Genomic DNA, 15,173 nt, shown 5'->3' on the forward strand with positions numbered 1-15,173 from the left:
CCGCTTCGAAATGCAGCGCTTTCCCCTCATCCGCCCTTCGGGCACCTTCTCCCGGTGGGAGAAGGAAAAGCGACTATTTCTGCTGATTGAGCCACACCATCTTCTCGCGCAGCTGCGCGCCGATCTTCTCGATCGGATGATCGAGGTCGGCCTGCTTGAACTTCTTGTAGTTCGGCAGGCCGGCCTTGTATTCGGCCGTCCAGTTCTTCGCGAAGGTGCCGTCCTGGATGTCCTTGAGCACCGCCTTCATGCGCTCCTTGGTCGCCGCGTCGACGATGCGCGGGCCGCTGACGTAGTCGCCGTACTGCGCCGTCTCGGAGATGAAGGTCAGCATCTTGGTGATGCCGCCCTGATAGAGCAGGTCGACGATGAGCTTCAGTTCGTGCAGCACTTCGTAGTAGGCGATCTCGGGGCGATAGCCGGCCTCGACCAGCGTCTCGAAGCCCTTCTGCACCAGTTCGCTCGCGCCGCCGCAGAGCACGGCCTGTTCGCCGAACAGGTCGGTTTCGGTCTCTTCCTTGAAGTCGGTTTCGATCAGCAGCGCGCGCGCGCCGCCGAGGCCGGCCGCGTAGGCCATCGCCTTGTCCTTGGCGTGGCCGGTGACGTCCTGGTAGACCGCGTACAGGCACGGCACGCCGCGGCCGATTTCGTATTCGGTGCGCACGAGATGGCCCGGGCCCTTCGGCGCGACGAGGATCACGTCGATGTCCTTGCGCGGCGCGATCGTCTTGAAGTGCACGTTGAAGCCGTGCGCGAACAGCAGCGCCGCATTCGGCTTGAGGTTCTTCTCGATCGCGTTGACGTAGAGGTCGGGCTGGACCATGTCGGGCGTCAGCACGGCGACGAGGTCGGCCTGCTTCACGGCCTCGGCCGGCTCGACCACGGTGAAGCCGTCGGCCTTCGCCGTCGCCGCGGTGGCGCCGCCCGCGCGCAGGCCGACGATCACGTCGAGCCCCGAATCGCGCAGGTTCAGCGCGTGCGAACGGCCCTGGCTGCCGTAGCCGAGGATGGCGATCTTCGACTTCTCGAGCGCGGCGGTGGTGACGGTGGGGGTAGCGGTAGACATTTTCTATTTCTCCACAAAGGTAAAAGTAAAAAAACACATTTCTTCCCTTCTCCCACCGGGAGAAGGTGCCCCGGCTTTGATAAAAGACGGGGCGGATGAGGGAAAGGCGTCGCAACCTGCAGCGTCAATGCAAAATTGCTGCGCTTTTCCCTCACCCGGCGCGCTGCGCGCGCCGACCTCTCCCGGAGGGAGTGAAGAATCTCAAATCTCCATCACGGCACCGCGCGAAGCGGAGCCGACGCTTTTCGCGTACTTCGCCAGAATGCCGCGCTTGACCTTGGGCTCGGGCGCGACCCAGGCCTTGCGCCGCGCATCGAGGTCGGCGTCGGTCTCGATCACGCGGCGCTCGCCGTCGATCACGATCGTGTCGCCGTCGCGCAGCAGGCCGATGCCGCCGCCCTTCACTGCTTCCGGCGCGATATGGCCGACCATGAAGCCGTGCGTCGCACCGCTGAAGCGGCCGTCGGTGATCAAGGCCACGTCGTCGCCGAGCCCGCGCCCGACCAGCGCCGCGGTGACCGCAAGCATTTCGCGCATGCCCGGGCCGCCGGCCGGGCCTTCGTTGCGGATCACGACCACGTCGCCGGCCTTGATCGCACCGGCCTGCACGGCCTTGAACGTGTCCTCCTCGCTTTCGAACACGCGCGCCGGGCCGCTGAACTTGAGCCGGCCCTTGCCGGCGAGCTTGAGCACGCAGCCTTCGGTCGCGAGGTTGCCGTAGAGGATCGAATAGCCGCCGCGCGGCTTGAACGCCTTCTCCACCGGCACCACGACCTGCTGACCGGCCGGCCCCGGCGCCGCCGCGTCGATTTCCTCGAACAGCGTCCTGCCGGTCATCGTCGGCGCGTCCTCGATCAGCTTCGCCGCGCGCAGCTCGCGCAGCACCTGGGTGAGGCCGCCCGCCGCGGTCATCTCGATCGCGGTGTACTTGCCGCCCGGCATCAGGTCGGCGATCACGGGCGTCGTCTTCGAGGCGGCTTCGAAATCCTCGATCGTCAGCGGCACGTCGGCCTCGCCCGCGATCGCGAGCAGGTGCAGCACCGCGTTGGTCGAACCCGCGGTGGCATTGGCGACGCGCGCCGCGTTGCGGAACGCGGTCAGGCTGAGCACGTCGCGCGGCCGGCGATTCTGCTTCAACGCTTCGACCGCGATCTCGCCGCAGCGGCGCGCGACTTCGCGCTTGTGCGGATCGGTCGCGGCGACGTCGTTGAAGCCGAGCGGCGACAGGCCGAGCGTCGTCAGCATCATCGCCATCGTGTTCGCGGTGAACTGGCCGCCGCAAGCGCCGGCGCCGGGACAGGCGCGGCTCTCGACGTCGTGCAGGCGCGCATCGTCGATCTTGCCCGCGCCGTGCGCGCCGACCGCCTCGAACACCTGCTGGATCGTGATCGACTTGCCGTCGAGCGTGCCGTGGTCGATGCTGCCGCCGTACAGCGCGACGCCGGGGATGTTGAGGCGCGCGAGCGCCATCGCCGCGGCCGGAATCGTCTTGTCGCAGCCGCAGAGCACGACCATCGCGTCGAGCGAGTGGCCGTCGACCGCGAGCTCGATCGAATCGGTGATCACCTCGCGGCTGATCAGCGAGGCGCGCATGCCCGGCGTGCCCATCGCGATGCCGTCGGTCACCGCGATCGTGTTGAACTCGATCGGCGTGCCGCCGGCCGCGCGCACGCCGTCGGCGACGTGCTCGGCGAGCTCGCGCAGGTTGAGGTTGCACGGCGACACGTTCGACCAGGTATGCACGACGGCGACGAGCGGCTTGCGGATCGCGGCCTCGTCGAGGCCGGTCGCATAGAGCATCGCGCGCGCCGGCGCGCGGTCCGGGCCGGACTTCATCACGTCGCTGCGCAGTTTCCCGACTTCGTTGAACTCGTTGTCGTTCGACATCATGCAGCTTCCTTTCGCTTCGCGCCGAGCTGGGCGAGCACCGCAGCACCGACTTCGTTCGTATTCGCACTGCCACCGAGATCGCGCGTCAGCGTGCCCTGCTCGATCACCGCATCGACCGCGGCCTCGATCTCCTTCGCTTCGGCCTCGAGGCCGAGCGAATAGCGCAGCAGCAGCGCGGCGGACAGGATCGTGCCGAGCGGATTTGCCAATCCCTTGCCGGCGATATCGGGCGCGGAGCCGTGGATCGGCTCGTACAGGCCGGCCTTGCCGTCGCCGAGCGAGGCCGAAGGCAGCAGTCCGAGCGAACCGGCCAGCGCCGCGGCTTCGTCGGTGAGGATGTCGCCGAACAGGTTTTCGGTGACGATCACGTCGTAGGCGCTTGGACGCGAAAGCAACAGCATCGCCATCGAATCGACGAGTTGGTGTTCGAGCTTGACGTCGACATAGTCCTTGGCGACGCGCTCGACCGTCGAGCGCCACAGGCGCGAGGTTTCGAGCACGTTGGCCTTGTCGACGTGGGTGACGTGCTTCTTGCGCCCGCGCGCGAACTCGAATGCGCGCCGCGTGGCGCGCTCGATCTCGGCGACGGTGTACTTGCATTCGTCGGTCGCCGCGTCGGCCGTACGCGTCTTCGCGCCGAAGTAGGCGCCGCCGGTCAGCTCGCGCACGAACAGCAGATCGACGCCTTGCAGCTTCTCGTTTTTCAGCGGCGAAAGATTCGCGAGCTGTGGATGCACGCGCACTGGACGCAGGTTCGCATACACGCCGAGCGTCGCGCGCAGCGCGAGCAACCCCTGTTCGGGACGTACCTTCGCATTCGGGTCCGACCACTTCGGCCCGCCGACCGCGCCGAGCAGCACCGCGTCGGCGGACTTGCACGAGGCAATCGTCGCCGGCGACAACGGATCGCCGTACGCGTCGATCGCCGCGCCGCCGATCAACTGCTCGTCGAACGTGAATTCGTGGCCGTGTTTTGCCGCAACAGCCTTCAACACTTCGACCGCGGAAGCGACGACTTCGGGGCCGATTCCATCGCCGGGTAACAGGGTGATTTTTGCTTTCATGCTTCTCTCTTGTCTTCCCTTCTCCCCTCGGGAGAAGGTGGCGCGAAGCGCCGGATGAGGGAAAGGCATCCGGAAACTTCACTCCTTTGAAAAATTGAAATGCTCTTCCCTCATCCGCCCTTCGGGCACCTTCTCCCGGAGGGAGAAGGAAAAAGACTACGCCGCCCTCGCCTGCTCGAACGCCGCGATCTGCGCCTCGTGCTGGAGCAGGAAGCCGAGCTGATCGACGCCCGCGAGCAGGCAATGCTTGGCGAACGGCTCGAGCGGGAATTCGATCTTGCGTCCATCGGGCAGCGCGATCGTCTGCGCGGCGATGTCGACCTCGAGCTCAATGCCCGGATGATCGAGCAGGTACTTGTGGTCGGCATCGGCGAGCACGACCGCGAGCAGGCCGTTCTTCAACGCGTTGCCGCGGAAGATGTCGGCGATCTCGTTCGAGAACACCGCGCGGATGCCGTAGTCGGTCAGCGCCCACGGCGCGTGCTCGCGCGAGGAGCCGCAGCCGAAGTTGCGCCCGGCGACGAGGATCTCGCAGCCGCGCGCCTGCGGCTGGTTCAGGACGAAGTCCGGGTTCTCGCTGCCGTCGTCGAGATAGCGCCAGTCGTTGAACAGCGACTTGCCGAGACCCGTGCGTTCGGTCGTCGTCAGGAAGCGCGCCGGGATGATGCGGTCGGTGTCGATGTTCTCGAACGGCAGCACGGCGGTGCGGGAGTGGATATGGGTCAGTGGTTTCATTGGGTTCTCTTGATTTCCTTCTCCCGGAGGGAGAAGGAAAACTTTCATGCAGCCTCCGAAATGTATTGGGAAGGATCGGCGACGACACCGGCAATCGCCGACGCCGCGGCGACGAGCGGGCTTGCAAGTACGGTGCGCACACCCGGTCCCTGGCGGCCCTCGAAGTTGCGGTTGCTGGTCGAGACGACCAGTTGCCCCGGCTTGCCGATGTCGCCGTTCATGCCAAGGCACATCGAACAACCCGGTTCGCGCCATTCGGCGCCCGCGGCGCGAACGATTTCATGCAGTCCTTCCTTCTCCGCGTCGCGCTTGACCTGCTCGGAGCCCGGCACGACGAGCATGCGCACGCCGGCGGCGACCTTGTTCCCGCGCAGCACGCTCGCCGCGGCGCGCAGGTCGGACAGGCGCCCGTTCGTGCAACTGCCGACGAAAACGAGATCGACCTTTTCGCCGAGCAGCGCCTGACCGCCCTTCAGGTGCATGTAGTCGAGCGCGCGCTGTTCGAGCGCGTCCTTCGCCGCCGGCACGTTCGCGCCGAGCGCGATGACCATGCCCGGATTTGTGCCGTAGGTGACGCTGGGCCCGATCGCGGCCGCGTCGATGACGACTTCGCGGTCGAACGCCGCTCCCGGATCGGACTTGAATTCGCTCCAGCGCGCAACGGCCGCGTCCCAGTCCGCGCCTTTCGGCACGCGCTCGCGCCCGCGCAGGAACTCGAACGTGGTCGCGTCCGCCGCGATCAAACCGGCCTTGGCGCCGGCCTCGATCGACATGTTGCACACGGTCATGCGCTCTTCCATCGTCAGCGCTTCGATCGCGCTGCCGCGGTATTCGATGACGTGGCCGGTACCGCCGTTCATGCCGATGCGGCCGATGATGTGCAGGATCAAATCCTTCGCGGTGACGCCGGGCCGAAGCTTGCCGTTCACCGTGATCGCGAGCGACTTCGGCTTGCGCTGCAACAGGCACTGCGTCGCCAGCACGTGGCCGACCTCGGTCGTGCCGATGCCGAACGCGAGCGCGCCGAACGCGCCGTGCGTGGAGGTGTGACTGTCGCCGCAGACGATGGTCATGCCCGGCTGGGTCGCGCCGAGTTCCGGCCCCATCACGTGCACGATGCCGCGATTGGAACTGCTCCAGCCGTACAGCTCGACGCCGAACTCTTTCGTGTTCGCTTCGAGTTGGGCGACCTGCGCTTCGGTCGCCTTGTCGAGGTACGGGCGCTTGCCGTTCGCGTCGGCCGGCAGTGTCGGCGTCGAATGGTCCATCGTCGCGACGATGCGGTCGGGACGGCGCACCTTGAGCCCGCGCGCACGCAGTTCCGCGAACGCCTGCGGCGAGGTGACTTCGTGCACCAGGTGCAGGTCGATGTAGAGGATCGCCGGCGTCGCCGCGGTCTCGGCGGCGACCTGGTGCGCGTCCCAGATTTTGTCGAGCAGTGTTTTTGCCATGGCTTTTTTCTCGTCATTCCGGTGAAGGCCGGAATCCAGTGTCTTTTATTTGCTTGCCATTCCCGCCAGCGCGGAAACCCAGTTGTGCTTCTTGCCAAAAGCCGCACCCTTCCCTGGTACTGGATTCCGGCCAATCCATGGCCGGAATGACGATAGTTCTTTACGCAGCCGCTTTCTTGGTCTCGGTCGTTACCGGCGTCAGCCAGCCCCATTCGTCCCTGGTCGTGCCGTCGAACAGGCCGAAGAAGGATTTCTGGATCGCCTTCGTGATCGGTCCGGGCTTGCCCTCGCCGACCGGTTTGCGGTCGACCGAGCGCACCGGCGTGACTTCGGCCGCCGTGCCGACCATGAACACTTCGTCGGCCGTGTACAGCGCCTCGCGCGGCAGGTCGCGCTCGGCGACTTCGTAACCGAGCTTGGCCGCGAGCGTGATCACCGTGTCGCGCGTGATGCCGGCGAGGATGCTGGCGCTGGTCGAGGGTGTGGTGATCTTTCCGTTGCGGATGAGGAACAGGTTTTCGCCGGCGCCCTCGCTGAGCAGGCCGTTGTAGCCGAGCGCGATGCCTTCGTGGTAGCCGTGGCGCTTGGCCTCGTAGCCGATCAGCTGCGAAGACAAATAGTTGCCGCCGGCCTTGGCCCACGACGGAAACGTGTTCGGCGCGGCGCGATGCCACGAGGAGACGCACACGTCCGCTCCGTTCTCGATCGCATCGCCCAGGTACGCGCCCCACTCCATCGCGATGATGCAGACGTCGACGCTGGTGCCTTCCTTGGGGATCACGCCGAGCGGGCCCGCGCCGCGGAACACCAGCGGGCGCATGTAGGCCGACTTCATCTTGTTCGCGATCACGACTTCGCTGGCCGCGGCGTTGATCTCGTCCTGGGTGTAGCCGATCGGTATCTCGTAGATCTTCGCGGACTCGAACAGCCGGCGCGTGTGGTCGGCAAGACGAAAATGCTGCGGGCCCTGCGGCGTCGCGTAGACGCGCTGGCCCTCGAACACCGAAGAGCCGTAGTGCAGCGCGTGTGCGGTGACGTGCACGGTCGCTTCGTTCCACGGTTTGAGCTTGCCGTTGTGCCAGATGAATTCGGTCGATTTCATGTCGTTTCTTCCAATTTGTGGGGCGATTCAGACGTCGGTCGATACGGGTGGTGGCGATCGGATCGCCATGGTGAAATTTTACTCCGATCTCCGCTCCTATCCCCATTCCTCACGCGGACTTGGCTACCAGCGGCAGCGCCTGGCCCGCCTTGATGCGCTCGATCCGGTTGACCACTTCCAGCGCGGCCAGCGCGCCGGCCTCGACGATGTCGGTCGACACGCCGCGGCCGGTCAGATCGCGATCGCCGTGGCGCACGGTCAGAGTCGCGCGCGCCTGCGCATCGGCGCTCGGACTGAGGCTGCGGATCTGGAAATCGGCGATGTCGAGCCGGATGCCCGACCCCAGCTCGATGGCGCGGATCGCCGCATGCACCGGGCCGTCGCCGATCGCGCCCTCGCCGCCGCCGACGATGCGGCCGTCGTCGTGGCGCAGCTTCACCGACGCCGAGGCGCCGACGTCCTGGCGCGAGGTCGCGACGAGATCGTGCAGATGCCACGGGCCGAGCGTGGCCGGGTCCTGGCCAAGTACGAGCGCGTCGAGGTCGCTGTCGAACACTTCCTTCTTCTTGTCGGCGAGCGCCTTGAAGCGCGGAAAGATTTTCTCGACCTCGGCATCGCCGACGTCGTAGCCGAGCGATTTGAGGCGGTCGCGCAGCGCGTGCTTGCCCGAATGCTTGCCGAGCACGAGCTGGGTCTTTTCGACGCCGACGTCCTCGGGCCGCATGATCTCGTAGGTCTCGCGGTTCTTCAGCATGCCGTGCTGGTGGATGCCCGACTCGTGCGCGAACGCGTTGTCGCCGACGATGGCCTTGTTGCGCGCGATCGTCGCGCCGGTAACGTTGGCGAGCAGACGCGCGGTCGGATACAGCAGCCGCGTGCGGATGCCGGTCTCGACGCTGAACCGGTCGGCGCGCGTGCGCAGCGCCATGACGATTTCCTCGAGCGCCGCATTGCCCGCGCGTTCGCCGATGCCGTTGATCGTGCACTCGACCTGGCGCGCGCCCGCAGCGACGGCGGCGACGCTGTTGGCGACGGCGAGGCCGAGGTCGTTGTGGCAGTGCGAGGACAGGATCACCTTGTCGATGCCGCGCACCTCCTTCTTCAGGCGCGAGAACAGCGCGAAGATTTCCTCGGGCGTCGCGTAGCCGACGGTATCGGGCACGTTCACCGTGGTCGCGCCGGCCTCGATCATCGCCGAGAGCACTGCGATCAGGTAGTCGGGCTCGGTGCGGATCGCGTCCTCGGCCGAGAATTCGATGTCGTCGCAGAATTTCTTCGCATGGCTCACGGCTTTGATGCCGGTTTCGATCACCTGCTCGCGGCTCATGTTGAGCTTGTGCCGGCGATGCAGCGGGCTCGTCGCGAGGAAGATGTGAATGCGCTTTTTCTGCGCGGGCTCCAGCGCGCGTGCGCAAGCCTCGATGTCGCCGAACTGGGCGCGCGCGAGACCGGCGATGACCGGGCCGCGCAGTTCCCTGGCGATCGCCTGCACCGCCTCGAAGTCGCCTTCGGAAGCTTGCGGAAAACCGGCTTCAAGCACGTCGACGCCGAGTTCGGCGAGCGCGTGCGCCATGCGCAGTTTCTGCGGACGGCTCATCGAGAAGCCGGGCGACTGCTCGCCGTCGCGCAAGGTGGTGTCGAAGATGCGCACGCGTTCGCGCGCAGGCGTTGCGACCGGATCATTCGATTTGTTCATAGCCATACCTCAAAAGCCATTCATCGTAAACACCGCGCCGCGCGCAGTTCGTTGCAATCGAAACTTTTTGCCGCCGGAAAACGAGAAACCCCGCACTCGTCGCCGGGTACGGGGTTTCGGATTCTTCGCCTGGTTCCATCGTTCAGACGCGCCCTAGCCCGCACCTCCGGTGCTAATAAGTACGAGGACGAGAAGGACGAACGCGCCGCGCACGCCGGCAACCTCGGCGAGGAGGCTGGAAGCGGAAGTGCGTTGGTCGCTGCGCTGCATCACTTTGCGAACGTAAACGATATGCGCGAGCGTGTCAACACCGCCGCGATTCTTTTCGGGCGGGTCCGAAGGATCACCCGCTCCGTTCGCCGATCTTCCATCTATACGGATAGACGGCCATTTCGGCAAACCTACGCCGACCGTGCCGTACCTTGAGCATAAAAAAAACCCGCCTGGCGGCGGGTTCAATCGCAACGTTTGTCGAAGGCTCACTTGACCGGCTGCACCGCTGCCGCTTGCGAACCCTTCGGACCCTCTATCACTTCAAAACTGACTCTCTGACCTTGCTGCAAACTGCGGAAGCCTTGGGTATTGATTGCCGAATAGTGCACGAACACGTCTTCGCCGCCGTCTTCGGGCGCAATGAACCCGAATCCCTTGGCATCGTTGAACCACTTCACAGTACCGGTACGCATACGACCTCGCCGCATGGATGGATAACAGATACCGGGTCGCTCCCCCCCTTTCCCCTGCGCGAACCCGGCACAACGAAAGTATAACGCCAATTTTACAAATTTTCGCAACTATGGAGACTCGACAAGCAAGAACGATGCCGTTTCCTGCCTCCAGGCACGGACAATTCGCGACGATCAGGCGAGCAAAGCCGACAAGAGCGGGGGAATATTGGCTGTCGCCGCCTGGAGATGGGCAAAAATCTCCGGCAGACTGATTTCGGGCGCGGCATCACCCAGCGGACAGCCGGCGGCCCAGTTCGCGACGAGAGCAACGCAGGCGTAGTCCATCTTCAGCTCGCGCGCGAGCGCCGCTTCGGGCATGCCGGTCATGCCGACGAGATCGCAGCCGTCGCGGCGCATGCGCGCGATCTCGGCGCACGTCTCCAGACGCGGCCCTTGCGTAGCCCCGTAGCAGCCGCCGTCGACGACCGCGATGCCCGCGCGCTTCGCCGCCGCAAGCACGTCCGCGCGCAGGCTTGCGCTGTACGGCTCGGTGAAATCGACATGTTCGACCTTGGCGCCTTCGGCGTCGCAGAAGCTCGTGATGCGGCCGTGCGTATAGTCGATGATCTGGTCCGGCACGGCGAGCACGCGCGGCCCCAAGTCGGCGCGGATGCCACCGACCGCATTGATGCCGAGCGCGCGCGGAGCGCCGAGGCTGTGCAGCGCCCACACGTTGGCGCGGTAATTGATCCTATGCGGCGGAATCGAATGCCCGCTCGCATGGCGCGCGAGGAACGCGACGCGCTTGCCGCCGAGTTCGCCGAGCGTGACCGCGTCCGAAGCCAGGCCGTACGGCGTCTCGACGACGCGCTTCTCCACCTTTTCCAGGCCCGGAAAATCATACAAGCCCGTGCCGCCGATGATCGCCAAATCAAGTTTCATATGTCTTCCTCCTTTACGCGGGACAGCGCCGCGCGCCGGACGCGCGCGGAAAACCGAAGGCGCGCAGGCGCAAGGAGCCAAAAGCCGGATTCCGGCTTTCGCCGGAATGACGAGCGGAACCGCCTTACAGGGCGTAGATGCCGGGAAGGTTGCGGCCCTGCTCGTGGAAATCCATGCCGTAGCCGAACACGTAGCGATCCGGTACGCGCACGCCGCAGAAATCGGCGCGCAAGCCGGGTGTCGCGCGGTCATGACGTTTCTCGCAGAGCACGGCGATCAATACCTGCCTTGCGCCTTCGTCGATGCAGAAATCGCGGATCGCCTTGAGCGTATGGCCCTCGTCGAGGATGTCGTCGACGAGCAGCACGGTGCGCCCGGTCAGCGCCACGCGCGGCTGCTTGACCCAGAGCAGGTCGTGGCCGCGCGTGCCGCCGCGGTAGCGCGTCGCGTGCACGTAGTCGAATTCCAGATCGGCCGGAATCGCCAGCGCAAGCACGCCGCCGAAGATCAGGCCGCCGTTCATCACCGTCATGAAGATCGGCACTTCGCCTTCGAGCGCGTCCTCGATCTCCTTGCCCATCGTCTTGATGCGCGCGGCGAGCTCGTCGCCGGAAAACAGCAGCTCGGCGGTCTTCATCGCCTCGGCGAGCGCGGGTCTGTCAGTCACGATCTCAACTCCATTCCAGGGACGGATGCTTCTTGGTCTTCGCGGTCAGGGAAGATTGCCGACGAACTTCCGATATTGCGGATTGTCGGTCATTTCGCCCCAGTTTTGCGCGACGCCGCCGAACAGGTTCTTCAAGCGCCGCGGATCGAACGCCCCCGCCCCGCGCGTCGCCACCAGCGCTTCGCCGACGATGTCGGGCTGGCAGGCCAGGATCAGCTCGCAGCCAGCCGCGCGGTGCGCTTCGATGCGTTCGGCAATGCCGCCCTCGCCCGCTCCCGCCGCCATGCTGATGTCGTCGCTGAAAACCACGCCCTTGAAACCGAGTTCGCCGCGCAGAACGTCGGCAATCCAGACGCGCGAATAACCGGCGGGCTTCATATCGACCTGCGGATAGACCACGTGCGCCATCATCACCGCTTCCGCGCCGGCGGCGATCGCGTCGGCGAACGGCACGAGATCGTCGGCGCGGATCGTCGCCGCAGAGCGATCATCAACGGCACGATCGACGTGCGTGTCCTCGGCCACCGAGCCGTGCCCCGGAAAATGCTTGAGCGTCGCCGCCATGCCGGCCAGGCGCATGCCCCGCATGTAGGCCAAGCCCAATTCGCAGACCACGTCGGGCCTTGCGTTGAACGCGCGCGTGCCGATCGCGCGGTTGCCCCGCGCGAGATCCAATACCGGCGCGAAGCTCAGGTCCACGCCGATCGCGCGCATCTCGCTCGCCATCAACCAGGCATGTTCCTCGGCGCGCGCCAGCGCCTGTTGCGGGTCCGCGTCGTACAACGCGCCGATCTTCGCCAGCGCCGGCAGTTCGGTGAACCCTTCGCGGAAACGTTGCACCGCGCCGCCTTCCTGGTCGACGCAGACGAGGAAATCGTCGCCGCGCAGCGCACGCAGCGTATCGATCAACGCCGTCACTTGCGCGCGCGAGACGAAATTGCGCTTGAACAGGATCACGCCGCTGACCTGCGGCGCGGCAAGCTGCTCGCGCTCGGCGGCGCTCAATTCCAGTCCGGACAAGCCGACGATCAGCACATCATTCTCCGGCCCGTTCGCGCTCGCTCCAGCGCGAGTACGGGTATTGCAGCAGATTGAGATTGTAGTAGCGCGAATGGTCGGTCACTTCGCGCCCCAGCCATTCCGGTTTCGCTATGGCCTGATCGGCAGACTGCAACTCGACCTCCGCCACGACCAACCCTGCGTTGTCGCCGAGAAACTCGTCGACCTCGAAGGTGAGTCCCGCATGCGGCACATAGTGGCGCACTTTTTCGACAACGCCATTGCAAAACTCGCGCAGCATGCGCTCGGCATCGGCGACCGGAATCGGATAGTCGTATTCCTGCCGTTCGACGCCGAGCGTCGCCGACTTGATGTTGAGCCACGCCGCATTGCCGCCGACACGCACACGCAGCGAGCAGCGCGTGCCGGCCTGCGCCTGGACGAGGCCCGCGTCGATCAGATAGCCCTGCACCATGCGCACCGACTTCGTCGCGCGCGCACGCCACGCATCGCTCGCCACCAGGAATTTTCTTTCGATTTCGACGCCCATGCGAAACCTCGAGGTCAAGAGATCGAACCACGAAGTACACGAAGAAAAGGCCGGAAGAAACTTTTTTCGCTTCCTTCGCGTTCTTCGTGGTTCAGTCTTCCGCCTTTCATTCAATCTTTCTCGAACAAAGCAATGGATTCCACATGCGCGGTGTGCGGAAACATGTCCATCACGCCCGCGCTTCTCAGCTTGAATCCATGTTTCTCGACGAGGATGCCGGCGTCGCGAGCGAGCGAAGCTGGATGGCACGAAACGTAGACCACGCGGCGCGTCGTCTTGCGCGGCAAATAGTCGAGTACCGCATCCGCGCCGGAGCGCGGCGGATCGAGCAGCAGCAGTTCGTAGGCGGCTTTCGCCCAAACCGTCGCGCGCTGGTCGGCGGAAAGGTCGGCGCTGTGGAACGTCGCGTTGGCGATGCCGTTCTTCGCCGCGTTGTCGCGTGCGCGCTGGACGAGGCCAGCCTCGCCCTCGACGCCGACGACCTGGGCGGCGCGGCGCGCCAGCGGCAAGGTGAAGTTGCCGAGACCGCAGAACAGGTCGAGTACGCGGTCGCCGGGCCGCGGAGCGAGCAGCGTGAGCGCGTGGTCGATCATGCGCCGGTTCATGCCGCCGTTGACCTGAATGAAATCGAGCGGGCGGAAATCGAGCGTCACGTCGTATTCCGGCAGCACGAAGCTCAATTGCGCATGCGCCGGCCACAGCGGCGCCACGCTGTCGATGCCGCCGGGTTGCAGGAAGATCGCGAAATCGTTCGCCTGCCCGAACGCGATCAACGCTTGCGTATCGGGTCCCGACAACGGCTTGAGATGGCGGAACACGAGCGCGACGAGATTGTCGCCCGCGGCGATTTCGATCTGCGCAATCTCGCGCTTGCCTTCGAGCGATTCGAGCAGAGCCGTGATCGCGCCGATGCGCTCGCCGACCGCGGGATGCAGTATTTCGCAGCGCTCGATGTCAGCGACGTAACGGCCGTTCGTTTCGCGGAAGCCGACGAGCATGCGCCCCTTCTTCTCGACGAACTTCGCGCTGAGCCGGCCGCGGCGTCGATAGCCCCAAGGCGAGCCGGTCAGCGGCGGCAGGATTTCCTCGGGCCGCACTTTGCCGATGCGTTCGAAATTCTCGAGCAGCACGCGCTGCTTCGCCGCGATCTGCGCCTCGGGCATCAGGTGCTGCAACGCGCAGCCGCCGCAGACGCCGAAATGCGCACAGCGCGGCACGACGCGGTCGGGCGATGCGCGCAGCACTTCTTCCACGGTCGCCTCGTCGTAATGCCGGTGCTTGCCCGTGTAGCGCAGGCCCACGCGCTCGCCCGCCAGCGCGCCAGCAACGAACACGGCCTTGCCGGCAACGTGCGTCACGCCGCGGCCGTCGTGGCCCAGGTCGGTGATGTCGGCTTCGATCGAGGTCATGCGCGCACGGAAAAATGGGCCGCATAGGATAACAGTCTGCGCGGAGCCGGCGCTGTCTGCTGCTATAGTCCGGGAAATCCGCATGGATTCCACATCGTTCGCGCCGAGCGCAGCCCGCGCAGCGGGCGAAGCCTGCTCCGGACCTGATCCGGGGCCGAAACGCCACCTGCTCCTTGTCCAAACATGGATGAACGCCCCACGCCACGCGTACTCGTCGCCGACGACGATCCGGTCAGCCTCGAGTTCCTCACCTCGGCCCTGCGTGAACTCGGCTGTGCGGTCGTCGGCGCGGCGAGCGGCCGTGCCACGCTCGCCGCCTGCGCACAATCGGCCTGTGACTTGTTGTTGCTCGACCGGCGCATGCCCGGCTTGGGCGGTGCGCCGCTGCTGCGCGAACTGCACCGTGCCGGCTGCACGGCGCCCGCTGTCGCCACCAGCGCCGAGCTTGATGCGCCGGCGCGCGCGGAACTCGCCGCGGCCGGCTACGTCGATGCGGTAACCAAGCCGATCGGCATGGAACGACTCGCCATGCTGCTCGCCACGCACTTGCCGCAATGGCGCGGGCGACGGCATGGCAGCGGCGCGAATGTATCGGCGGCCGCATTGGCGGCATCCGCGGAGCCCGCACTGCTCGAAGACGGCCCTGCCCTCGCCAGCGTCGGCGGCGACGGGCAGACCTTGCGTGCGTTGCGCAGCCTGCTTGCGCAGGAACTCGAAAGCGTGTCAGCGCGCATCGCCGTACTGCCCGCGCCCGAACTCGGCGACTGGCTGCACCGCCTGCGCGCCTCGTGCCGCTACTGCGGCGCCATGCGCCTGCTCGATGTGGCGGAACGGCTCGAAAGCGAATTGAAGCGATCGGGCGATGCCGGGCGCGACGAGTTGCTCGCAGCCGTATCCGCCACGATTTCGGCCTTGGGCAAGGCGTGATTCCTCG

General features: G+C 65.8%; 14 protein-coding genes. 1 reads left to right on the forward strand and 13 read right to left on the reverse strand.

Annotated features, from left to right (window positions below; genetic code table 11):
- Positions 1-73: 73 nt before the first annotated feature.
- The 13 genes from ilvC to rlmD all read right to left on the reverse strand — a co-directional run bounded on the left by ilvC (position 74) and on the right by rlmD (position 14,239).
- Positions 74-1,066, reverse strand: coding sequence for a ketol-acid reductoisomerase (gene ilvC / locus QM741_RS15675; protein WP_415208582.1), 993 nt, complete (start codon positions 1,064-1,066; stop codon positions 74-76).
- A gap of 201 nt (positions 1,067-1,267) precedes the next feature.
- Positions 1,268-2,953, reverse strand: coding sequence for a dihydroxy-acid dehydratase (gene ilvD / locus QM741_RS15680; protein WP_415208583.1), 1,686 nt, complete (start codon positions 2,951-2,953; stop codon positions 1,268-1,270).
- Positions 2,953-4,020, reverse strand: a complete 1,068-nt coding sequence (gene leuB, locus QM741_RS15685; RefSeq protein WP_415208584.1) for a 3-isopropylmalate dehydrogenase — start codon at positions 4,018-4,020, stop codon at positions 2,953-2,955. The genes ilvD and leuB overlap by 1 nt, the downstream gene beginning before the upstream one ends.
- Before the next feature lie 156 nt (positions 4,021-4,176).
- Positions 4,177-4,755 carry a 3-isopropylmalate dehydratase small subunit gene (gene leuD, locus QM741_RS15690; RefSeq protein ID WP_415208585.1) on the reverse strand — a complete coding sequence of 193 codons (579 nt, stop codon included), beginning with the start codon at positions 4,753-4,755 and terminating at the stop codon, positions 4,177-4,179.
- 44 nt (positions 4,756-4,799) lie between these two features.
- Positions 4,800-6,206, reverse strand: coding sequence for a 3-isopropylmalate dehydratase large subunit (leuC, locus tag QM741_RS15695; RefSeq protein ID WP_415208586.1), 1,407 nt, complete (start codon positions 6,204-6,206; stop codon positions 4,800-4,802).
- A 160-nt stretch (positions 6,207-6,366) separates the two neighbouring features.
- The gene (locus QM741_RS15700) at positions 6,367-7,308 is read right to left on the reverse strand and encodes a branched-chain amino acid transaminase (RefSeq protein ID WP_415208587.1); all 942 of its coding nucleotides are present in this window, start codon (positions 7,306-7,308) and stop codon (positions 6,367-6,369) included.
- A 109-nt stretch (positions 7,309-7,417) separates the two neighbouring features.
- Positions 7,418-9,004 carry a 2-isopropylmalate synthase gene (locus QM741_RS15705; RefSeq protein WP_415208588.1) on the reverse strand — a complete coding sequence of 529 codons (1,587 nt, stop codon included), beginning with the start codon at positions 9,002-9,004 and terminating at the stop codon, positions 7,418-7,420.
- Positions 9,005-9,483: 479 nt separating this feature from the next.
- Positions 9,484-9,690 (reverse strand): cold-shock protein, encoded by a 207-nt coding sequence (locus tag QM741_RS15710; protein ID WP_415208589.1) that lies wholly within the window; start codon positions 9,688-9,690, stop codon positions 9,484-9,486.
- Between the two features lie 174 nt (positions 9,691-9,864).
- Complete coding sequence (locus QM741_RS15715; protein WP_415208590.1) at positions 9,865-10,614, reverse strand: S-methyl-5'-thioinosine phosphorylase; 750 nt, start codon at positions 10,612-10,614, stop codon at positions 9,865-9,867.
- Positions 10,615-10,738: 124 nt separating this feature from the next.
- Positions 10,739-11,251 (reverse strand): hypoxanthine-guanine phosphoribosyltransferase, encoded by a 513-nt coding sequence (locus tag QM741_RS15720; RefSeq protein ID WP_415209143.1) that lies wholly within the window; start codon positions 11,249-11,251, stop codon positions 10,739-10,741.
- A 75-nt stretch (positions 11,252-11,326) separates the two neighbouring features.
- Positions 11,327-12,316 (reverse strand): beta-N-acetylhexosaminidase, encoded by a 990-nt coding sequence (gene nagZ, locus QM741_RS15725; RefSeq protein ID WP_415208591.1) that lies wholly within the window; start codon positions 12,314-12,316, stop codon positions 11,327-11,329.
- A 1-nt stretch (position 12,317) separates the two neighbouring features.
- Positions 12,318-12,830, reverse strand: coding sequence for a CYTH domain-containing protein (locus QM741_RS15730; RefSeq protein WP_415208592.1), 513 nt, complete (start codon positions 12,828-12,830; stop codon positions 12,318-12,320).
- Between the two features lie 110 nt (positions 12,831-12,940).
- Positions 12,941-14,239 (reverse strand): 23S rRNA (uracil(1939)-C(5))-methyltransferase RlmD, encoded by a 1,299-nt coding sequence (gene rlmD / locus QM741_RS15735; protein WP_415208593.1) that lies wholly within the window; start codon positions 14,237-14,239, stop codon positions 12,941-12,943.
- Between the two features lie 183 nt (positions 14,240-14,422).
- Here rlmD and QM741_RS15740 point away from each other — a divergent pair, with 183 nt between their 5' ends.
- The gene (locus QM741_RS15740; protein ID WP_415208594.1) at positions 14,423-15,166 is read left to right on the forward strand and encodes a response regulator; all 744 of its coding nucleotides are present in this window, start codon (positions 14,423-14,425) and stop codon (positions 15,164-15,166) included.
- The last annotated feature ends 7 nt before the right edge of the window (positions 15,167-15,173 follow it).

Source organism: Rudaea sp., from assembly GCF_047601565.1.
Taxonomy (GTDB): Bacteria; Pseudomonadota; Gammaproteobacteria; order Xanthomonadales; family Rhodanobacteraceae; genus Rudaea.